22 protein-coding genes are annotated in these 21,016 nt (G+C 65.1%); 13 read left to right on the top strand and 9 right to left on the bottom strand.

Going from position 1 to position 21,016, the window contains the following annotated elements:
• Window positions 1–203 precede the first annotated feature (203 nt).
• Window positions 204–761 (top strand): TIGR00730 family Rossman fold protein, encoded by a 558-nt coding sequence (locus ITJ56_RS12980; protein ID WP_194631033.1) that lies wholly within the window; start codon window positions 204–206, stop codon window positions 759–761.
• Entirely contained in the window at window positions 758–1,993 is a 1,236-nt protein-coding gene (locus ITJ56_RS12975; RefSeq protein ID WP_194631032.1) for a hypothetical protein, read from the top strand. Before ITJ56_RS12980 ends, ITJ56_RS12975 begins: the two co-directional genes overlap by 4 nt.
• Before the next feature lie 95 nt (window positions 1,994–2,088).
• On the opposite strand, the gene ITJ56_RS12970 is transcribed toward ITJ56_RS12975, so the two are convergent.
• From ITJ56_RS12970 to dcm, 5 genes are all read right to left on the bottom strand, one after another.
• Window positions 2,089–2,835, bottom strand: coding sequence for a hypothetical protein (locus ITJ56_RS12970; RefSeq protein WP_194631031.1), 747 nt, complete (start codon window positions 2,833–2,835; stop codon window positions 2,089–2,091).
• A complete protein-coding gene (locus ITJ56_RS12965; RefSeq protein WP_194631030.1) occupies window positions 2,835–4,034 on the bottom strand; it encodes a hypothetical protein in 1,200 nt (399 codons plus the stop codon). The genes ITJ56_RS12970 and ITJ56_RS12965 overlap by 1 nt, the downstream gene beginning before the upstream one ends.
• Entirely contained in the window at window positions 4,031–6,319 is a 2,289-nt protein-coding gene (locus ITJ56_RS12960; RefSeq protein ID WP_194631029.1) for an ATP-binding protein, read from the bottom strand. Before ITJ56_RS12960 ends, ITJ56_RS12965 begins: the two co-directional genes overlap by 4 nt.
• Window positions 6,320–6,410: 91 nt before the next feature.
• Window positions 6,411–8,024 (bottom strand): Eco57I restriction-modification methylase domain-containing protein, encoded by a 1,614-nt coding sequence (locus tag ITJ56_RS12955; protein WP_194631028.1) that lies wholly within the window; start codon window positions 8,022–8,024, stop codon window positions 6,411–6,413.
• Entirely contained in the window at window positions 8,021–9,763 is a 1,743-nt protein-coding gene (gene dcm, locus ITJ56_RS12950) for a DNA (cytosine-5-)-methyltransferase (RefSeq protein WP_194631027.1), read from the bottom strand. The genes ITJ56_RS12955 and dcm overlap by 4 nt, the downstream gene beginning before the upstream one ends.
• Before the next feature lie 284 nt (window positions 9,764–10,047).
• On the opposite strand from dcm, the gene ITJ56_RS12945 reads away from it, so the two are divergent.
• Entirely contained in the window at window positions 10,048–10,386 is a 339-nt protein-coding gene (locus tag ITJ56_RS12945; protein WP_194631026.1) for a histone-like nucleoid-structuring protein Lsr2, read from the top strand.
• 136 nt (window positions 10,387–10,522) lie between these two features.
• Here ITJ56_RS12945 and ITJ56_RS12940 read toward each other — a convergent pair whose 3' ends face one another.
• Together ITJ56_RS12940 and ITJ56_RS12935 are read right to left on the bottom strand one after the other, a co-directional pair.
• On the bottom strand, window positions 10,523–11,086 hold the full coding sequence (locus ITJ56_RS12940) for a hypothetical protein (RefSeq protein WP_228517807.1): 564 nt from the start codon (window positions 11,084–11,086) through the stop codon (window positions 10,523–10,525).
• Between the two features lie 28 nt (window positions 11,087–11,114).
• Complete coding sequence (locus ITJ56_RS12935) at window positions 11,115–11,372, bottom strand: hypothetical protein (RefSeq protein ID WP_194631024.1); 258 nt, start codon at window positions 11,370–11,372, stop codon at window positions 11,115–11,117.
• 608 nt (window positions 11,373–11,980) lie between these two features.
• On the opposite strand from ITJ56_RS12935, the gene ITJ56_RS12930 reads away from it, so the two are divergent.
• The 7 genes from ITJ56_RS12930 (at window position 11,981) to ITJ56_RS12900 (ending at window position 16,393) form a co-directional block, all read left to right on the top strand.
• Window positions 11,981–12,196 (top strand): hypothetical protein, encoded by a 216-nt coding sequence (locus tag ITJ56_RS12930; RefSeq protein WP_194631023.1) that lies wholly within the window; start codon window positions 11,981–11,983, stop codon window positions 12,194–12,196.
• Complete coding sequence (locus ITJ56_RS12925; protein WP_228517805.1) at window positions 12,193–12,813, top strand: hypothetical protein; 621 nt, start codon at window positions 12,193–12,195, stop codon at window positions 12,811–12,813. The genes ITJ56_RS12930 and ITJ56_RS12925 overlap by 4 nt, the downstream gene beginning before the upstream one ends.
• Before the next feature lie 189 nt (window positions 12,814–13,002).
• Window positions 13,003–13,893, top strand: coding sequence for a hypothetical protein (locus ITJ56_RS12920; RefSeq protein WP_194631021.1), 891 nt, complete (start codon window positions 13,003–13,005; stop codon window positions 13,891–13,893).
• Window positions 13,890–14,198 (top strand): hypothetical protein, encoded by a 309-nt coding sequence (locus ITJ56_RS12915; protein WP_194631020.1) that lies wholly within the window; start codon window positions 13,890–13,892, stop codon window positions 14,196–14,198. The genes ITJ56_RS12920 and ITJ56_RS12915 overlap by 4 nt, the downstream gene beginning before the upstream one ends.
• Window positions 14,199–14,247: 49 nt before the next feature.
• Window positions 14,248–15,111, top strand: coding sequence for a hypothetical protein (locus ITJ56_RS12910; RefSeq protein WP_194631019.1), 864 nt, complete (start codon window positions 14,248–14,250; stop codon window positions 15,109–15,111).
• Window positions 15,108–15,359 (top strand): hypothetical protein, encoded by a 252-nt coding sequence (locus ITJ56_RS12905; protein ID WP_194631018.1) that lies wholly within the window; start codon window positions 15,108–15,110, stop codon window positions 15,357–15,359. The genes ITJ56_RS12910 and ITJ56_RS12905 overlap by 4 nt, the downstream gene beginning before the upstream one ends.
• Entirely contained in the window at window positions 15,359–16,393 is a 1,035-nt protein-coding gene (locus ITJ56_RS12900; RefSeq protein WP_194631017.1) for a hypothetical protein, read from the top strand. Before ITJ56_RS12905 ends, ITJ56_RS12900 begins: the two co-directional genes overlap by 1 nt.
• A gap of 486 nt (window positions 16,394–16,879) precedes the next feature.
• On the opposite strand, the gene ITJ56_RS12895 is transcribed toward ITJ56_RS12900, so the two are convergent.
• Window positions 16,880–17,407 (bottom strand): MarR family winged helix-turn-helix transcriptional regulator, encoded by a 528-nt coding sequence (locus ITJ56_RS12895; protein ID WP_323749807.1) that lies wholly within the window; start codon window positions 17,405–17,407, stop codon window positions 16,880–16,882.
• Between the two features lies 1 nt (window position 17,408).
• Between ITJ56_RS12895 and ITJ56_RS12890 the strand changes: the two genes are divergently transcribed.
• Both ITJ56_RS12890 and ITJ56_RS12885 read left to right on the top strand, forming a co-directional pair.
• Window positions 17,409–18,311, top strand: a complete 903-nt coding sequence (locus tag ITJ56_RS12890; RefSeq protein ID WP_194631015.1) for an alpha/beta hydrolase — start codon at window positions 17,409–17,411, stop codon at window positions 18,309–18,311.
• Window positions 18,312–18,401: 90 nt separating this feature from the next.
• The gene (locus ITJ56_RS12885) at window positions 18,402–18,803 is read left to right on the top strand and encodes an NUDIX domain-containing protein (RefSeq protein ID WP_194631014.1); all 402 of its coding nucleotides are present in this window, start codon (window positions 18,402–18,404) and stop codon (window positions 18,801–18,803) included.
• A gap of 8 nt (window positions 18,804–18,811) precedes the next feature.
• On the opposite strand, the gene ITJ56_RS12880 is transcribed toward ITJ56_RS12885, so the two are convergent.
• A complete protein-coding gene (locus ITJ56_RS12880; RefSeq protein ID WP_194631013.1) occupies window positions 18,812–19,981 on the bottom strand; it encodes an MFS transporter in 1,170 nt (389 codons plus the stop codon).
• A gap of 243 nt (window positions 19,982–20,224) precedes the next feature.
• Between ITJ56_RS12880 and ITJ56_RS12875 the strand changes: the two genes are divergently transcribed.
• Entirely contained in the window at window positions 20,225–20,848 is a 624-nt protein-coding gene (locus ITJ56_RS12875) for a flavin reductase family protein (RefSeq protein WP_194631012.1), read from the top strand.
• Window positions 20,849–21,016: the final 168 nt, after the last annotated feature.

The following is a 21,016-nucleotide window of genomic DNA, read 5'->3' as shown; positions in this document are numbered from 1 at the left end:
CATCGCTATCTCTCATGAACGAGAGGACAACACCGGGCGGACTCGCTCCACCACACCAACGACGACACTCATCACTCCAGTTCGCCATCCGGAATCAAGCCAGACCATGTGCCCTCCTTCGTCGTACTTCGCCACCGCGACGGAAGCCTTGCCAATAGATCGAGTCGAGTGTAGCGTTCGAAACGACGTAACGAGGGGGTTTCGTGAGCGACGTATCGACGCCGTATTCAGTGGCGGTATTCTGCGGATCATCGATGGGGTCGGATCCGATATTCGAGAGAACTGCCGAGGAGGTCGGTCGCGAATGCGCCGCGCGCGGCCTACGGGTAGTGTTCGGAGGTTCGAATGTCGGGCTAATGGGCATACTGTCGCAAGCCGTACTCGAGTCACGCGGGAGCCTAATCGGTGTCTCCCCGACACTTCTGGTAGACATGGAACCGCCCGCCGACGGTATCGATCTGGAGATCGTGGAAACCCTCGGTGAACGAAAGAGGCGCTTCACCGAACTGAGTGACGCCGTCCTGGTGCTGCCAGGGGGTATCGGAAGCCTTGATGAGGCTTTCGAGGCGATGACCGCTCGGCAACTCGGGCTGACAACCGCCAAGGTCGTCTTCCTCAGCATCGGCGGGTTCTGGGAGCCGCTGAAGGTACTCCTGGATCATCTCCGGCATAGTGGTTTCGTCGCGGAGGATCGGCAGTTCGAATTCCCAGAGGACGTGGCTACGGCCCTGGACCTCGTCGAGGCTGGGATCGGATCGTGACAGCGCCGCTACTCCTGTCGTACTTGAACGTCAGCAACGCGTCGAACCTCGAAGCCGACAGCGGTTTCGTCTTCCAGGAGACCCTGTTGGCGGGCCTACGGAAACTCGGTTGGGAGACCGTCCTCGTCGGTCCGCCAGGGGTCGCGTCCTCGTCGTCTTCCTCGACCATCGAGGTGGGATATCCCGAATCGAAATACGGCGCTCGGTTCGGTTTCGGCTGGGACGCCCTCTGCAACGAACTGCAGCGATTCGCTTCGGTCGACGCGCTTCTCGTCAATCAACCCGAGCTGACTGTCCAGCTGCAGGCGCTGGTCGCCTCCACCTTCGGGAGGAAGCCCCGGACCGGCGTGTACTTCCACTACATACCCGTGGAGAACGTCACCGAAGACGGTATCGAGTGGGATCCGAGCCTCAACCAGCACGGTCTCGCTAGCTCGATCTGGGCCCGTCAGGTCGAGGCTGCGGAGTTGGCCGATTTCGCGATGATCGGCAGCAGCTGGGGCGCCGAATGGTTCCAACGTGCCGCGCGAAGAAGCGGAGCGGGGCAAGTCTCCTTGGAGGTCGTGCCTCCTCCAGCCTCCATCGCGGAACGACCCCACGCCGAATCCAACCTGGTGTCGATCCTGTACAACCACCGCCTCTACGGCCATTACGGCACCCCGCAGATGTTGGACTGGCTCCAAGCGCTCCATTCGAGGCGACCCGGTGCGTTCGAAGTGGTATTCACGAACCCGACCGGCCAGCGCTCAGCCGAACGGCGACGACTCGATCCGAGCGTCGACGAAGCGATCCAGCGGATCGGTACGCTCCCGTTCGCGCGAGTGCAGCAAGCTCGCTCGCGGGAGGAGTACGCCCGGCTCCTCACGCAGTCGGACATCGGACTGGGACCGCTCCGTAACAACGCACTGTGGAATATGTCCATCGCCGACCTGATGGGTGCGGGGCGACCCGTCGCAGCGCCGGCGAAGGGTGCGTTCTCCGAGATCGTCGGAGACCCCGATCTTCTGTTCGACGACCGGGAGTCCTTCCTCGACGTGATGGGAGAGCTCATCGATGCTCGAGAGTATCGGCTGGCCAAAGGGCGAGCAGCCCTCGACCGCGCCGTAAGGTGGGCGCCCGGCGAAGTCGTACGGCGGGTGGATGACCTTTTCGACCTTCGAGCCGCCGACACCCCACGGACCGCCCTCTGGTCCGACACCACCGGTCGTGGCGGGACGTACGCGACCCATTGACTGGCACTTCCATGGACGACCGCCAACCGGCCACCGGAATCGCGATCTACTTCCGCGTCGAGGCAGTTCGCGGTAGCCCTCCGGTGGGAGGCGTCTCACACGTAGATCAGTCCCAGTACCGAGAGGTCCTTCCGCACGGCCTCTCCCGCCATTCGCAGCTTCGGATCGTGCTCGACGATCGGTCGACTTTCATTCCGACCGTATAGCGACACCACCGTGCCGAGCGCCAGGCCTGTGAGGGTCACTGTCGGTAGCGGGAACGCCGGATGGCTGACATGCGTCACCGCTTGCCGACGCCGCCTCTCGTCATCGACCGTTCCGGCTTGAGGGTCCACTCCATCACACGGGTCACCGACTCCATGTGGCGGATGGATCAGGCACTTCTGCGCAGACGCGGACCAACCATTGATCGCCTGCGCATGCGCATACGGATGGGCCTCGGCACCTTCGTCGTAACGCTCCGCTTGTTCGAAGCGCCAGCCCTCTGCCTCTACCCGCTCGTCGCTCCGCCGAGTGAGCAAAGACACGCGGATGGCCGTGGCTTTGTACCCTTCGTCATCTTGCGCGCCGTAGGTCACACTGATGACCGGAGTCGCTTTTTCACGCTTGGTAGCGCGTGCGACAATCCATCCGGACGTGTTCGAGTAAGACTCTCCCGTCGGATGGATGAATTGATCCCGAATCGCGTGCGGTTTCAGTACGGGGTCGAAGTTCGTCCTCACCCAGGCAGCAACGCCTCGATCCGCATGACCTTCGTACTCCAGAAGTTGTGACCATCGCGCGATGACGTGCCACATCAGACGGAGGTCCTCTTTGGAGCTGGGCGTGATGTTATGAGCCATCAGAACAGTCGCCGGCGCGGGATGTAGGCGGCATCTTGCACTCGTTCGACCCAGCGTGAATCGAATACTCCTGGGAGGTCGCTGTCGAAGTTGCTAGCGTCGGCGGGTGATGCGAAGCGAGAGGTGTCTTCGCAGAAGACCGGGTCGTTGGCGGTCGGTCCCTCCCCTCGCTCGACGCGCGGGAGGGCCGAGACGTTCCAGAGCGGGCGTGCAAGAAGTTGTGACGCGAGAGAGTTCTGAGCCTCCGGGAGGAGGGCGGACTCAGTTCCGTTCCACCAATCGAGCGCCGCCCGATTGAGGGAAGTCAAGTCGCCACGTGCAGTCATGAGAGAGGGACGCTCCTGCAGGAGGTGCGGCAGGTCGATGATGACGTCCTGAGGCGCGACGACGACCCGTTCGAACCAGCGTCGGACGCCCCAAAATGCCGTGCGGAGCTGTTGCGTCAGCTCCTCGTCTTCCTTGGGCTGTCTGCCCAATCCATACGTGCGGGAGTGGACCACGTCTGCGAAGGTGATCTCGTTGACGTCGTCGACATCGTCGACCAAACTCTCGATCTGCTGGCCGGACAGCCGGGCGACGTCCTCTTCCGGCAACCCGAGCGCTTCGAACACTCGCGTCTTGAGGGTCCAACCGTGGGTGACCGATGGGAGGGATCGGCTCAGATTCTTCAGGGCTGGCCAGGACCACGGGCGATATCCGTCAGCGGGTTGACCGAAACCCCAGAGTCCTGGGTTGCCGACATCGCTCTCGGTGATGTAAACGTCGGCCGGCCCATCCGACCAACGACGAAGTGTCAGATCGAACGTTCGCAGCTTGACCGCCTCGTTGACCATGACGATCGCTCCGACTCTGGAGTGGGCACGCGCAAGCCTCACCACAGTGTCCCCGACCTCGCCGACGAGGACGTCCTCGACCGAAGCGTCATCGAGCTCCTCGTCCGGGTCGGGAGTGAGGTCGGAGTCGATCACCAAGACGTCGGCTTCATCGAATCGGATCGCGTCGTCGCCGCCGAACGATTCGCCCCGCTTCGCTCCAAGGACGCGTTGATTGAGCGCTGTGAGCGCGCGAGCGAATTCGGCCGGAGGGAGGGCTTCGACGCTCATCGCTTCGGGCGCGAGTTCGGCGATGCTCTCGCACCATCCGCGGGCTCGATCCTCGTCGTTGTCGCAGACGACGACACGGAGTCTTGCGTCGTTCATGAGTCGTTCCAATCGATGCGTAGGGCTGTCGACCATCCTGGGTCGGGTTCGACGAACCCGATATTCGATTGTGCCGCGTCGGTGATCATCTTGACGATGGTGAGGCCGAGCCCACTCCCACCGAGCCCGAGAATCTTCGCCCGAGGAGAAACTTCACCTTGGCGTTCGAACGGTCGGAAGAGACGCGCCGCGTGAGTCAGGTCCACACCGCCGACGCCGTTGTCCTGGACGCGCACCCACGCCTTGCCGCCGTTCCGTCCCCCGTCGACCCGGACGAGAGCCGGTGTTCGCTCGAGCGTCGCACGGAAGGCGTTGACGAAGATGTTCTGGAAGACGGAGGTCCATCCCGTGAAGGTTCCGAGCGGAAGTCGTAGGTCCGCGGGGATATCGGAGGAGTCGATCTCGGTGGCGCGAGCCATCACGCGGAGCGCGTCTGCCGCGTCCTCGATGACGCCACGCGCGTTCAGCCGCGAAATACGGGTCCGGTCCTCCTCGTCCAACAGCGAGGCGAACAGTCGTCTGATGCGCTCCGACCGTGTCGCCCAGGCGTCCAGTCGGCTGAGCACGCCCACGATCTGCTCGCCAGTCCCTTTCGGTGCGTCCTCGCCGATCCGACGCAACTTACGCCGGATCGCCTCGATTTCACCGATCTGGTGGGAGACCTCGTGTTCGTAGGCAAGTGACGTCATGCCTGCCGTTGCGAGCGATCCGAGTAGCGATGCATACGCCCGTGTCTCGGATTGTTGCGCCTTGACCTCTTTCGCGAGGTTGTCCGCCACATCGTGGAGGGTCTCGTAGGCGGTCGTCGGCAATTCCTCGCGGAGCGCTTCGACGGTTTCATCCAACTGCCGGACGAGCACGTCGGGATTCGCGGTTCGACCGCGGCCAGCCTGGAGGGATCTGACGGCTTTCGTCTGGCTCTGCGCGAGCGCGTAGGCGTCGATCCCGACCCGGACGGCTCGGCGTAGTTGTTCGAATGCGAGGTTGTCGCTGAGTCGGTCACGGGTGATCTGGATCGAGAGAGCTTGTGTTCGCGGCAGTGCAGCCAGCTCAGCCGCTCGACCCTCGATGGACGTCGAGATATTCACCGCCCCGAACACGCGCTTGTTGGATGGCAAGTCCTGCATCGCGTTCGACACGTGCAGTTCCTCGGGCAGCAGCTGACTTCGTGACAAGCGGCGAGCGTGATCGAGTTCAAGGCGCAACCAGTCCGTTTCGCTGCCATAGTAGGGCAACCGGAACCCGTTGTCGTAAATGTGCACGCCGCCGAATCGGTTGAAGTAATTGCGGGCGTCACCCACGGATATACGGCCGGGCTGGCGGTACTGCAGGTTGAACACTCTGATTTCGAAATCGAAAGCGTCGATGCGGCAGTCGGGGATGTCGACGACGTAGCGGGATGAGATACCAGCTTCGAGTCGCACGTCGATCAGCGCCTGACGGGTGGAGGCCAGACCCATCGCTTCCGGTTCGGCTTCGGCTTCGTGTGGGATCTCCCCTTCTTCGTCAATTTCGACGTTTCGCGCCGGAAGGACGAAGCGGTCGGCGTTGTCCGGTGGCTCCTCGTCTGCGTCGAGTAGTCGGCCAGTGATCGTGGCGCGTGCTGCGTCCATGATCTTCACCATCTGGTCGTCGAAGCGCTCTTGGATCGATGGGAAAGGCGTCGAGAGAGTCACGCTGAACGCGGACGAGTCGTCCTCGCTGACGGCGAAGGGGGGCTGTAGCGCCCAAATCTCTCGGGCAAGGTCAGCGAAGTGCTCCTCGTCCCACGTCGCCAGCAGTCCGCCCAAGACGATGGAGGTTCCGTGGCCCGACTCCGCCGCGAACTGCGTAATCGGTGTCGTCTCCTCGAACTCCACCCGGACGTCCGTCAGGTTCTCCCGGCGGAGTTCTCGGGGCCAGTCAATTTCGGCGTGTATTTCCTTCGCCCCGGCGGTATCCGCGGTGGAGTTGAATTGCAAGGTCGATGCGAGGAGTTGAGCGGATAGCCGCCCGACACCCTTCGAGCCCGTCAAGGCGCGTCCGAGCTTCGGACTGGTTCCACGCTGATCTTTTTCGGTGGTTCCGATGCGCATCCATCGACGTTCGAAGTCTTCGGTGGTCATTCCGTGACCGTCGTCAGCGATGGTGATGCGGTCGCCTGTGAAGGCGATTTCAACGTTGCGCGCGTCTGCATCGTAGGAGTTCTTGATCAGTTCCGCTAGTGCGATATGCGGGCGTCCGACGAGACGCTCCCCGAGCTCACGAAGGAGCTTCGCGTCAACCTTGAAATTGATGGTTCGCATGACCGTCCTGACCTCGAACGACAGTCAAGCAGAACTTCCCACTTATGACGACCTCGAACCAGGTGTCGACACGACGCGCAGTGGCGTTTTCTCAAGTCGACGCCGCGCGGGCGATCGTCGCGACGAGGACGCTTGCAGCCTCTCGGTCACGTGAGCGGAACGCAGAACGCAACTCTCCCGCGAATGGAGTCGCCTGTGCGACGGAGGGTATACGGAGGCGCCTCAGGTACTGGGCGCTGACACGCATCCGCCCGCTCGCCATCGAGACCGACATCGATCGCATCTGGGTGTGTACGAGCTCGGACAGGAGGACGCCGCCGAGGACGTCGAGATCCCATCCGTCCGCAGTGAGCCGATACAGGCTGTGCATCGGGACGTGAGCGCCTTCGTCGAGGACCGGCTCGACCCGCTCTCGAATGTCCGGGACGAGCAGCGCCTTTCCCGAGTATCCGCCGACGGGCTCTCGATCGATGGTGCGCCACCATCCGTCCTCGTTTTGGCGGCTCCGAATGACATGGCGTTCCCGAAGGCGCTGCTCGTGGCGGTGCAGATAGATAGCGAGGCGCGGGTACTTGTCGAGAGCGATCAGTTCGCGGCTTTCTGTCCACGGGTAGATCAGATAACGACCCGCCCATTGTAGCTGACCCTCGATGAGGTCCTTCGGTCCCACGACAGGCCGAAGCAGTGCAGCTTCGACATCGACTCTACCGTCGACGATGAAGACCTCGTCCGCTCCCGTCGCTATACCACCACGGACGACGACACCCGTCTCGGGTAACGTCGGGAGCGCAGCCAACAGGCGCGGGTCGCTCGCATCGGGGCCCCCGAGCATCCATCCTGTCTCCGACAGGCTCGACTGCTCGACGGTCCACAGACGCCACTTGTCGCGTTCCTTGTAGTCGCCTCTCACGAGTTCGTCTGTGAGGGCTGCGGCGTCCGTCGGGCGGAAGCTTCGCGCGAGTTTCCCGACGCTCAGCTGATTTTCGGTCGTCGACTCGGCTCGAATCACTGTGATCGCCGCATAGGCGTCGACTCGCCGTTCGAACGCGTCGACGTCGTGCAGGTCGAGGATGGACTCGATGGTGTAGTCGGTGGTGACGATGTGCCGCAGTGTCCTACCGTACTGATTCCGCATCCAACGGTCAGCGCAGACGAACCCGATTCGACCGTGGGGCTTGAGCAGTTCCAGGCCGGCTTGCCAGAATCCGACGAAAACATCGGCACGTCCTCGCATGCTCGACCAGAGTGCCCGATACTCGCGGCGTCGCTCACCGGGTACGTCTTCCAATCGGATGTACGGCGGATTCCCCACGACCCAGTCGGCCTGCGGGAATCCGTCGTTCGAGCTGAGAAAATCGGTGACCCGGAACCAGTTGTCGACGAGTTTGTCGACTGTTCCACGTGGCACCCCGCGCTGGCGCAGTGTGGCTGTGACCGCTAACCGGCTCGCTTCCACCGCTGAAGGGTCGATGTCCGCGAGGACGAGCGCGGATCCGAGGCGCGCCGGGTCGACGCCGTGCAGGGCCGCCGATTGAAGCAGACGGTCCACGATCGGGATCGCAAAGGCGCCACCACCGCAGCAGGGCTCGACGAGGACACCCTCGGTGAGGTCACGGTCTGCGGAATAGCCCACCTGGTCAAGGAGCATTTCTGTCACCCAGGGCTGCGTGTAGACGGCGCCGAGGTTGACCTCGGACGGGGTCATGACGCTACTGCCTGGGTGCGTCGTGCGCTGACGATGGAGAACACACGTTCGGCGGCGGCATCGGGATCTTCGTGTTCCCAGACGACCTCGACGTGCCAGCCGTGACGGGTGAGATCGTCCACCATGCGGTCGTCGCGGGCGCGGTTGTCGGCCAGCTTCGTCGCCCACCTGCCGGCGTTCGACTTCGGCTGGGTGCCGTGCTCCGGGCATGCGTGCCAGAAGCACCCGCGGACGTCGACGACCACCCGGGCACGAGCGAAGACGATGTCCGACCGCCAGCGCGCTCCCGGCACGACGCCGACTTGCAGGCGGTACCGCGCTCCTCGCGCAGTCAACGATCGCCGAAGCGCCACCTCGGCGGAGCCGTCCTTCGAACCGGTGCGCTGCATCCGTTTGCGAACCGCCGGGCTCGACGCCCATGACTTCGAAGCGTCGTCCATCGCGGTTTCATGCTGCTCCAGGTCAAGGAGCAATGTCGGGTTCAACTTGATTCCGGACTCACGCACCCGAGAAAGGAATCCTGCAGTGGCACGACGGGACAGGGGACTCGTCGCGCCGTCGGCGACGATGTCGGCGAGTGCCGTCATCGGGTGCTGCCGCGGACGGTCCGTGGCGTCGAAGCGCCATTCGGTCGTCCCTTGCCCGAAGGCGGCGTCGGGCCACGGCCGATCACGATTCAACGGGGCCGACTGCTCCGGCAGGCCTGATCGCGTCGTTTCGGAGCTCAGAGCATGTCCGATCCACTCGCCGACCCCTACCGTCACAGCGTTACCGACGAGTTTCCACCGTCGATCCGGCTCTCCATCCTCGCGCGCTGGTGCCGTCCAGTCGTCCGGGAATCCCTGCAAGCGCTCGGCGTGGACGATGCTTGGCAGCACGATCTTCCGTCCGACCGGCGCCGTGGGCTGCCAGATGGCTGGCGCCGACGGCAAACCGAGCGTCGATCCGCCCTTCAGCGTCGGAATGGCACCTTCGACCAGCCCGACACCACGCCGTCCCTCGGTCCAGTAGAAGCCCGAAGCTGAGGCGTCCTGAACAGTCGCCTCGTCCAACTTGGGTGGCTCCTCCTCGTCGCCGAGGAGTACAGAAGCAGGATCTCCGTCAAGCGAAGCCAGGATGAATACACGTCGCCGGCGCTGCGGAACGCCTGTGAAGCGGGAGTCGAGAACTCTGTAGGCCCACGAATATCCGAGCTCGCGGAGCGAGTCGAGGATGTACGAAATGCCTGCCCCGCGGCCAAGCCTGAGCAGATTCGTCACGTTCTCGATGAGGATCCACCGCGGCCTCGTCTGCGCCGCGATACGGAAGACTTCCTTTACCAGACCGGAGTTCGGCCCGAAAATCCCCCGCTGCTTGCCTGCATGGGACAGGTCCACACACGGAAACCCTGCCGCCAGGAGGTCGTAATCGCTAGTCGGGTTCAACGTGCGGACATCGTCCGCGAGTGGGACCTTCGGGAAGCGTTCCCTCAACACCCGCTTGGCTGGTTCCCAGTTTTCGCACAACTGGACCACGCGGTGCCCCGCTCGTTCGAGACCCAAGTCGAGACCGCCTGCACCGGAGAACAGGGACACGACCCGGAGGGAGACCCGGCTCGACGTTTCAGCCGCGTTCTCTCTCTGCACCACGTCACCATACTCGAGGCCGCGGACGTCTACGCACGACGGCATCGTCGGCTGGGTCACGTCGGTGTCGTCGGCTGAGTTCTCTTGAGCGAGTGGCTGGGTTTCGATTGGCATGGCAGTCTCTCTCGTCCGGCGGGGCTTCGGTGGTCGGGTCTTCCTCCTATGCGCGGTGCCAGCGGGTTGGTGTGAGATCGAGGACCCAAGTCGGCGCGCCCGGCGGCGCCGTCCGATACCAGGCCGGGCGCGGCTGCGGCTCCATCCCTGGACGGCGGACACCGGCGGTGCGCGGCGCGCGCTCGCTGCGGAGTCCCATTGTGAGGCCAGTCGGGATGTTACGGCCGCACGCCAGCGACTCTCATGCCAATCTGGTCCGAACTAGACCTCGATTGGAGCAGCACATGGCACAGAAGGTCACCACCCACGTCGTCGACGATCTAACCGGTGACGTCATCGAAACCGACAGGGGAAGCACCGTCCAGTTCGCCTTCGACGGCAGCAACTACGAGATAGACCTGACCGACGACAACGCCGATAACCTCCGTGAGGCGTTCTCCGACTACGTTGCCGCGGCGCGCAAGGTCTCCGGCCGGAGCAGCCGCTCGACGACAGCGAAGGGGCGCAGCAACCCAGATGAGCTGGCGAAGATCCGCGAATGGGCAGCCGCGAACGGTCACGAGGTTGCCGCCCGCGGCCGCATCAGCCAGCAGGTCCGCGACGCATACGCCGCGGCGAACTGACTGACGCCGCTACGCTTTCCCCGGGGCTTGCCACACACTTGCCTCAGACCGGGTCGCCGTCCCCCCACGGCGACCCGGTCCTTCATTTGCTGGCGAGCATCTCTCCGTCGTGGCGGCCCGCTGGGTCGGCCGCGGGTCATGCTGCCCTTTTGAACTCCCCCGTGTCGATGTTCCGCTTCGGTTCCGGCCTGTTCATCCATGCGGTCTTGAGGCTGACCGGTCGGGTGTCGTTCGCGCAGTCGGGGCAGTTGCTCGGCGTGTGGCTGGATAGATGGTTCATCGGCCGCTGCGGGAACGGGCCGTGGAGCTCGCACACGATGGTGACCGGCGTGTGCTGGTCCACGTATCGGACCTGCGAGTAGTCGTATCGGTCGCCGTGAACCTCTCGCGCACCGGCGATGAACAGGTCTCGGCGGACGGACGGGCGGGAGTTCCGACGGCCTGAGCAGTCCGGGCACCGCTGACCGCGTCGGTGCTCGTTCGGCTCCTGCGTGAACTGCCCGTGGTCGGGACAGCCGATGGTGACTTTCGTGTGAGCGTTGACGTACTCGGCGAGCACCTGGGAGTAGTCGTAGCGCCCGCCGTGTTTCTCGGTCGCAGCAGCAACGAACGCGTTCGCTCGAGCAGTGAGGGTGTCAGTCGACATGGGGGTCCTTTCGGTCACCTCCCCTATGCGCGGAAATGCCGCCGTGTCGTGCAATCCGTCGCTGCCACCGTGATCGTGATCGTCAGCTGGTGTGTTCGTCGAGCCAGGCGAGGACGTCTGGCCGTTCTCTGAGGCCTCGGGCGCGCAGGATCTCGACCGCTTCGGTCAGTGCGGCGACGAGGACCACCGCGTCGTCGAAATCGATGGTCATCGAGATCCCGATCGGTCCTTCAACGTCAATCAACCCGCAGGGTTGGAGGATCACGGTGAGGTCATCCATCACGGTTGCGATCGCGGTCCCGTCGGTGCGGTCACTGCTGAACCAGTTGCGATGCTGCATGGTGCTCCTTCCGCGCCGCCCGGTGCGACGCTGTCACCCGTATGCGCGGGCACCAGACGATCTGAGCGATCCCGGTGGAAGAAGGCCGTCACCGAGGCCGAGAAGCTGCGTCGCATGTCGAGTGCGGATGCGCCCGCCGGATCACGCGCCGACTTGCGATCTCACGCTCAGGCGGGTGGAGGACGACTATAGGGATAGACGCGTATATAGACGCACTGTCTATCTATACCTACTTACCTATATATAAGTAGTAGTAAAGGTAAGTAAGTAAGGAGAGGGCCCTAGCACCCCACTACTTCCCCGAAACTGCGGGGTTGCGGTCGACTTAACCTTCGACAGGCGAAGGCAAGCAACCGGCAAGCAGAAGCCGCGCCTCGACTCGCTCCTACACCGAAAGCGACGGCGTTATGCGATCTGACGACAGGTCCAGCCCCGCTGACGACCACCCTCGCGGCGGTTCAGCGCATAGCTGCGACCCCGGCGGCGCAGCGACCGGGCCCGCGCGGAGTCGCGCACCGCGGGATGCAAGCCCGGATGCGTGGCAGGAGACAACGATCTCGTCGCCGTGACGTGTCGACAGCGGACCACTCGTTCCTTACTATGAACGCATGGTGAGCGAAGCGCAGGACCTGTGGGTCTCCGTTGACGAGTTCGTCGCGGAGCCCGTCCGATGGTTCCTCGATGTGATGGATGGCCGGGACGTGGTCGTCACACGAGGCGGTATCCCGTTCGCGCTGTTCCGCCCATCACTCGAAACGCTGCGCCGTCACGACGACACCGGCCAGGGCAACGACGGCGCACCTGCGGAGAGAGGCACACCATGACCAACGGGAAAGACCGCCAGGACGACGCAGCCGCTGCTGGCGTGAGCAACGAGCATGCCGGTGCGGGCGGGCAGCCGCCAGCCGCACATCGCCTGGCGCGGATCCCGTTCACCACCCTTCGCAAGGAGGTGCCCCCTGACCTTCATGCGTTGTACGTGCAAGTTGACGCCGACCAGGCCGTCATTCCCGGCTTGCAGATGGGCGTCGGTGCGCTCGTCGTCCAACAGTGGGACCCCAGCTACGCGGCCGCCGGGTGGACGCTCTACGGTGCCGACCTCACCCTCGACATGGGACATCCGTTCGGCGCGCTGTTCTACAGCAACGACGCCGACGAACGGGTGCTCCGAATCGGCGTGCAGTGGCACCCGCCGGTACAGCGACTTGAGTTCCCTGCCCTGCATCCGTCGAAACCGGAAGTCAGCAGCGACTGCACCGAAGCAGAGGTCGACGCGGTCGTCCTCGACGCTCGCAGCCGCATCGGCGCGCTCGTCGCCATCAACGCACAGATCGGGTCATGGGTGGCCACCGACGAGAGCGAGGACGCGATCCTCGCCGCAGCCGGACTCGGCCTGGAACGGCTGTCAGAGGACGACCCACGGTTGGCCAACGATGCCTGACCGGCAGAGGCCGCCGCTGGAACCGATGCCGGCGCAGCTGGCCGAGTCGTCGCCTACGAGGTATGCATGATGACAGGTCGGCAGTGGGTTCAGGACATCCGGCAGGGGCAGTCGATTCTGTCGTTGCCGTTTGGGCTTGGGTGGACGATCGACATCACTCAGACGCTGACCGCACTAGCCGCGGCCGGCATGCCCGCCAAGGTTGAGGCGTTCGACCGGCTCCGGTTCGAGGACGGCCGAACCGGGTTCCTGTCGACACCGGACCCGACGACCACCATCACTGACGGCACACCGGACAGTCGCGACGCGGACCTGATCGTCCTGCCTGGCGGCTCGGAAGGAGGGGTGCTGTCGCTGGCTCGGCGGTACCCGGACCTGGTCGTGGTGAATGGGAAACGGCAACGCGTGTGGGCGGACGGCAGGCAGGTGACTGGGTCGTCGATGCAACGGGACGCGACGCCGGGATGGCGGAACGTGTTCGCCATCGCCCGCACCATCACCGTCGACGGCGGTGGTACCAACGAGGTCGCAGCGCGCACCGGGCAGCCGGTCGAGCATGTTCGCGCCGCCCTGCTGACGCTCGGCGAGCACGTGGTCCACACGCCTCTCGGGTGGGAAGCCCGAAACCGGTCCGCTCTCATCGACTGGATCCTCGCCGCGTACCCGGGCCCTGGCGGGATCCGCACCTGCTGGAAGCGCACCGCGACGCTCGACGAGCAGGCGGATGAGCTGATCGCGCTGGGCGGGGTGATGTCGGACCGGTGGGCGGCGCACCAGACGTGGTCGGAGGTACCACCGGACCGGTTGACGGCGTTCTTCGCGGTCCATCCCGACATGGGAGCGCTCGGATACGAGCCCGCTAGTGTGGACGAGGCGACGGTGAAGGTGCTCATCCCGCAGGACACGACGGTCCTGTCGCCGCCGAACCTGGGCTGCTGCACCGATGAGTTCATTACCGCGTCCCTGATCTGGCAGGACGGGTACACGGACGCGCACACGGATGCGGTGAACGGGTTGCGGCTGCTGCTGCACTTCCGCGCCGACGCCGCCTACGACCTTCGCTGGATGCACGTCCGATGACCGACGAAGCGAACGCGTGCTGTCCCGTGGTGTTGCAGTTGGTGTCTCTGACGTTGGCGTTCGACGATGCCCGGTTCTTTGGCGCCGCCATCTTCGCGCAGGCGAACAATCTCGATGGACCGTGGGCGACGGTTCTGGTCGATCACGCGGACGAGGTGCCTTGGTTCCGTCTCACCACCACCGACCCGACTGGGAGCGAGGTGTCGGATGCGGCGATGGCGGAAACGGACCGCCTGATGCGGTTCGTCCTCACCCACCATCCGGAACGCATCGGCCGAACCCGACCCACCCCACCGGCGAGCTGACCCGCCCCGGTGCCGCTCGCCTATTGACAACTTCCTGGAGGTACCGCTGATGATGCGTCTGGTTTCCCTGCACCTCTCGAACGACCGGATCCTGTGGGGGCATGTCCTCCTCGAGGACACCGAGAATCCGGAAGCGTCGATGGCGCGGATCATGATCGAACACAGTGAGAAGGAGCCCGGGTACGAGCTCTACGACAAGCACAACACGGTCCTATCGGACCTGACCGTCCCCGCAACACGGGAGGCGAACCGCATCGTCGAGACCCTGCTCATCCCAGCGTCCGAGATCGCGAAGCGGGAGAAAGCGGTCCGGGAGGTCATCCACTCCGGCTACCTCGAAGGGTTCCCGGATGACATGCCCTGGCAAGGGCAGTTGTGGATGTACGCCCGGGGTGAGATCAGCATCGACCAGCTCCAGGCGTACACCGACAAAGGCCGCCAGATACCACACGCACCCGGTGCCGCTCCTGCTGATGGCGCTGACGTGCCCGAGGAGTGGTGGCAGGCCACACAGGCCCGCATCCGCCGGCACCTGCTGGACACGACCCTCACCGAAGCGGAAGCCGCGGCAGCGCTGCAGATCAGCATCGACGACGTCGGGGAACTGTTCGGGTCGAACCGGCTGACGAGCTTCGACCTCAACGGCGAAGAACGCATCCCCGACTGGCAACTCCTCCAGCCCGCCCTCCCGGAGTTCGGTGACCCGGCGGTACTCCTGCCCGGCCTTGATGTGCTGTTCGCGGCTGCCCCGCAGCCGTTCCTCGACGCGGCAGCGATGACCGAGTTCATGACCACAGCCCGGCAGTTCCTCAGCGTCGACGAGGCGCCGCTCACGCCGCTGGCCTGGATGCAGCAAGGCCGGCCACTCGCGACCGTCATCGCCCTGTTCCGCGGACGGCGGTGGCGACGGTGACCACCCGACCCGAGCTGTTCCTGCTCACCGTCGCGTTCGACATGGCCGGCACCCACGGACACATGTACTTCCGCGACCCGACCAGCACAGAGCACCGGCAGGTCCTCGTCAGTAGCACCGACAGCGACGCCAGGTACCGCTGGGAACCAGCACACGGTGACACCCGCGACGGGTGGGAGCCGTTTCTCGGCGAAGCCCGGTGGATCATCGCCCTCATCCGACCCGACACCCCGGACGAGCGCAGCTGATGGGTCCCGCACTGCAGTGGGTCGCCGACGCATACGCGGGCCGCCCGCACATCACCCTCCCCTACGGGCTAGGCGAGACGGCCGACCTCACCGATGCCCTCGCCGTCCTCAAACTCGCCGGCCTGCGCGCAGTCGTCGAGTCCCACGACACGATCCGCCTCGCCGACGGACGCCGCGCACGCCTCCCGACATCGACCCGGAACCCGCGCGGCGAACCAGACACACCCGCAGAGCTGCTCCTGCTCGCCCCTCACACGGTGATGCAAATGCAGATCGCACTGGCGGAACAGACCGAGACGGTCCTGCTCGTCAACGTCGACCGCCGACGCGTCTGGGTCCACGGGAAGCAGGTCCTCGGCGTCCACGACCGGTGGAAGGACGCCGCACCGATCTACATCACCTTCGCCGTCGCCCGCATGCTCGCCGTCAACGGCGCCACCTTCGACCAACTCGTCCACCGCGGCAAACTCAGCCCCGGCCAGGTGGACGACGCCCTCGCCCGGCTCGGGAAACGCGTGCACCGCACCAGCATCGGATGGGAGTCCCGGAAGGTCGGCGGCCTCGTCGACTGGAGCATCGCCTGCTATCCAGGACCGGGCGGCATCAGAACGAGATGGCGGTCCGACCTGCCGCTGCCGGAGCAGGCGGAGCGGCTCATCAGCGCCGGCTGTCTCATCTCCGGGCGAGGGATCTCGAGTCGCCCCGGTTACCCGGCAATCACTGTCGGCAAGACGACGCCATACCGGCTCGTCGCCTTCACCGCGAACGAAATCGACATGCCGAGCCTCGGATTCGAACCCGAGAACGAGGAGCGTGCCGGGACCGAACTCGTCCTCCCGGCCGACCCAACCATCTTCGCCACCGCGACAGCCGCCGGCTACCGGGACCGCACCGACGACATCATCACCGCCAACACACTCCTCCGCGCCGACACCCGCACCGACGACGACAACAAAGCGCTGAACGAAGTCCGCAACCAGCTCTGGTTCCTCGCCGACACCGGATACGACCTCCGCTGGAACCTACCGAGTTGAGGACACTCGCGCTCATTTCAGAACTCGGTGCCGCACCGAGCTCCGTCCCACCCGAGCCGCAGGCTTCCCCGTCTCGCCACGGCCCGCTTCCACCCAGACCGCGTCACGAGTCATGTTTTGCGAGTAACCGCGTCATTGCGGCGAATCAGCCGAACTGGGAGCTGAAACCAGACATACACGGGCGATGGCTTCTCGAGCTCGCGTACGTCCGCGCCTCGCGACGCATCCTCCAGCGAGGACGGTTCCGGCGGCATCCAACGATTTGAACGACGACCCGCGGGGGTGGGTCGTGCGAGGACCGAGCTGGCGGTCCGTCCGTATGGCGCACCTGAAGTGAGATTGGCTGCGGACCACCTATGTGCGACGGAACTCCTCCGTGCTTCCCAGGACGGAACGGCTGACATCCCCTAGACAGCGAAGTGCCCGGCCAACGACCAGCTACCGGACACCACCCGAGACGGTGCGGCGCAGGGCTGGTGACTGGCGTCATCCGACGGGCAGGCCGAGCCGGTCACGCTCCAGACTGGCTCGGAGTGTGTGGAGGACCGCGCCGGCGGCCTCCATCTGATCGTCGTCGACAGTCCGGGCGGCGAGTTCGGCAAGGCGGCGACGGAACGTCACCTCTGCCGCAGCGACGAGCGCGGCACCCGTGTAGGTCAAGGACACAAGAGTCGATCGTCCATCTGCGGGATTCGGTCGGCGATCGACCCAGCCGCGCGCAGCAAGTCGATCCACCCCCTTGCTAATCGCTCCGACCCCGGCAGCGAAGTTCGTGGCGACGTCTGCGATCCGCGACTCCGGGTGGTCGCGGAAGTAGCAGAGGAACTCGTACTGCGTCGCCACGATGCCGTGCTCGCGACGCAGGGTGTCACTCAGTGCGTTGTAGAGCCGCGTCTCGGCTCGAACCAGGTCGTCGAAGAACTGAACGAGATCATCGCTTGCCGTTTTGGTTGCCACGGCATACAGTCTACATTTGCATGCCGCGGCAACCAAACGGCCCGGCGGGAGGAGCACCGTGAGCGGAGAACAACGACAGGCACTCGACGACATGCTCCGGGCAGCGCCGCAGGCCAGCGGTCCGGTACCGGTCGAGCAGATGCGGCAGGGATTCGCGCACTTCATGAGCCAGTTCCCCGTCCCCGACGGCGTCACGCGGACGTCGATCGAACTCGGCGGCCGAGGCGCTGTCCGCATCGAACCGAGCGCTGACGCGCGTCCCGGCACCATCTTGTACCTGCACGGTGGATCGTTCTCGCTCGGGTCGCCCGAGACCGCGATGGCGCTGACCGCGCACCTCGTGGAACGCACAGGTGTGCCAGCGGTCTCGGTCGACTACCGGCTCGCTCCGGAGCACCCGTTCCCAGCGGCCATCGACGACTGCCTCTCCGCCTACCGAGACCTGCTCGATCACGACGTCGACGCAGCGAGCATCGTGCTCGCGGGCGATTCCGCAGGAGGCGGTCTCGCAGTCACGACGACGATCGCCGCTCGCGACGCCGGGCTCCCCGTCCCCGCAGGGATCGTCGCGTTCTCACCCGGACTCGACCACACGCGTACCGGTGCATCGATGACGTCGAAGGAGGGCACCGACCCGCTCTTCACCCGCGCCGGGATGGAGCGCACGGGTGCCCTGTACCTCGATGGTCAGGACCCGGAGCAGCCGCTGCTCGCTCCAGCGGTGCACGCCGACCTCCGGGGGTTCCCACCGATGCTCCTGCAGGTCGGGACGAACGAACTCCTGCTCGACGACGCCGTCCGGCTTGCCGACCGAGCACGCGCTGCCGAGGTGGACGTGATCCTCGACGTCGTTGCCGGCGTACCGCACGTGTTCCCCGCGTTCGTCGGACTCCTCGACGAAGCCGACGAAGCAATCGACCGGGCAGCCCTGTTCATCAAGCAGCGCCTTCGGCTCAGGTAGGCAGCACACGCCCGGTGACCGATCGTCAATCGAGGCACCTAGATGCCGGGCTGTGGCACATGGCCAGGCGTTTCGTGGTGAGCTAGCTGGATGCGGATCAGGTCAGCGGCCGTCGTCGTCCGAGACGAGAGCCTGCTCGTCATCGATCGGTTGAAGAACGGTCGTCACTACTGTGTGCTTCCTGGTGGTGGGGTCGAGGAAGGAGAGAGCCTCCGCGAAGCGTGTCAGCGCGAGTTGCGTGAGGAGACGGGCCTTGATGCGAGCATCGGCGACCTGCTCGACGTACCAGTGGATAGCGCCGTTCCCGCGGCTTACTTCGTGGCGCAAGTGTGTCCTGGTCCGTTGGAACTCGGGGGTCCAGAGATCGACCGTGCCTCGGAACTGAACCAGTACGAGCCGAGGTGGGTGGAACTGGGCTTGCTCGCGCACATCCCCTTGGTGCCGGAAGCGGCGAGGGAAGCGGTCAAGCTAGTCCTCGAGGCGCGCCGCTGAGGGATGGTTTACTGCGACTTCGTTCGCGACTTGAAGCGAGGAACGGCAAGCGCCGCCGCGACTGCGACTCCTATGGTGGCCACGATCGCTGCGCCGGCAGCGCCGGCCGAGCTCCCGACGATGAGGCCTGCCCAACTCGTTCCGAGAGCAGCGCCACCGACAGCAGCCACGACGATCAGGCCGTACGCGCTGGCGATCATCCGCTGTGGTACGACGTCATCGAGCGCTGCGGATAGGAGGATCGTCACCGGGCTCGACAGCGCCCCGGCGATGAACACCAAGACAGCGACAAGAGCGAGCTGGTCAGTAACGAGCGACAATGCCGCGTATCCGATCGCGGTCAGCGCCAGAGCAGTGATGAGTTGCGCCCGCCGACTGCCCAGCACGGGTCGCGCGCCGAAGACAAGTGCACCGACTGCTTCTCCAAGCGCCAGGGCCGCCAGCACCGGTCCCGCCAATCCTTGCCTCCCGACCGCGTATGCGACCGCCGGCACGATCACGGTCAGCGATCCCGTCGCCATGCTCACCAGCCCGCCGATAGCGAGGAGCCGGCCGAAGGTCGCTACCCCGGCCAGCGGAAGCGAGGAACGGGATCGGGAGCGGATCAAGGGCCCGGTCCTGTCCGTCGAGAACGCCAGCAGAAATCCCGCGGCCGCGATCACCGCCGCGACGATCACGAAGCTCAGACGTCGAGTCGCCGAGGTTGCGAGGAGGCTCGCCGCCACTGGTCCGACCGCGAGTCCTGCCTGGAACGCGACCGAGAGTAGCGCGTAGGCACCGGAGCGTTCCTCGGGCTCCGAGAACAAGCGCGGGATCGATGCTCGAAGCGCTGCAGCCAGAGCCGGGAACGACACCCCGGCTCCAGCAAGGAAGACCGGCTGCGCCACCGACCCCGGCGCCGCTGCGACCACGAGCATGAAAACGCAGCTGACACCCGTGCTGGTGCCCACGACCCAACGCGCAGGAATCCGAGCCATCAGCGCCCCCTGGATCGGGACGCCCACCGCATTCGCCAGCCCGAAAACGCCCGCGGCAAAGGCCCCGGCAACCAGGGACTCGCCGGAGGACAGGATCAGCGACAGGGGGATCATCCCGAGCGCGACGGCCGAGAGGGCGACCGATCCGACGCCGGCCGCGAAGGGACGGTCCGCCAGGAGACGCCGATAGACGACAGCCATGTGAGCTCCACAAACGGAGCCCACCCACCCGGGAGACACACTCCCCATGCGCCGACGGAAGCGCCGGCTGCGCCGATCGTACGCATACGAAGCCGGTCGTGTCGACGTCCCGATGGCGGATCCTCCACCGGGCGCAGTTGCTCGCACGCTGCGATGTCGGAAATCCGCCAGCGACCACGACCGCCGATCACGAAGCTGACTTGGAGCTCGCGACCGCTGCGACGCCCTGACAGAAAGCGCCCCATGGAGCACAGCCTCATCGACCCTGCCATCCTCTACTTCGGCACTCCCGTCGTACTACTGAGCACCATCGCCGACGACGGCACAACGAACACCGCCCCCATGTCCTCGATCTTCTGGCTCGGACAGACCGCCGTACTCGGGATGGGAAGCCGGTCTCAGACTGCCCAGAACTTGCTCGCCACCGGCGAATGCGTCATCAACCTTCCGTCCGTCGACCTCGTGACCGCGGTGGACACGCTCGCCCTCACCACGGGCCGATCCCCCGTTCCCGCCGGTAAAGCCGATGTCGGGTATCGCCACGAAGCGGACAAGCTCCGTCACGCGGGCCTTCACGGCCGACCCGGGGACACTGTCCGTGCGGAACGGATCGACGAGTGCCCAGTGAATCTCGAGGCCCACATCGTGCACTCACGATCGCTCACTCACGACGACGGGACCTTCGTGTTCGAAGCCGCGATCAGCCGTGTCCACGTGCACGACTCGATCCGCATGCGTGGAACGGCCCACCGGGTCGATCCAGACCGGTGGCGTCCACTGATCATGAACTTCCAGCGTTTCTACGGCCTCGGTGACGCGCTCCACCCGTCACGGCTCATCAGCATCGACGAGGAGTGGTACCGGTAACGACTGACCGCGCCAGCTTGAGCACAGACCTCGTCGGTAGAACCCATTGCGACGAAGCCCCTGTACCCGTCTCGATAGCCGATGGGCGGTCTCAAGGGGTCGTTGCAACGGGTGGTTGTTTCGGGTCCGAGAGTAGCTGCTCGAATGCTTCTGCCGGGGTGCGGTAGC

Origin of the sequence: Curtobacterium sp. VKM Ac-1376 (genome assembly GCF_015351025.1) — a bacterium.
In the GTDB taxonomy this organism is placed as follows: Bacteria; Actinomycetota; Actinomycetes; order Actinomycetales; family Microbacteriaceae; genus Curtobacterium.
This window is presented reverse-complemented; position numbering and strand designations above follow the sequence as displayed.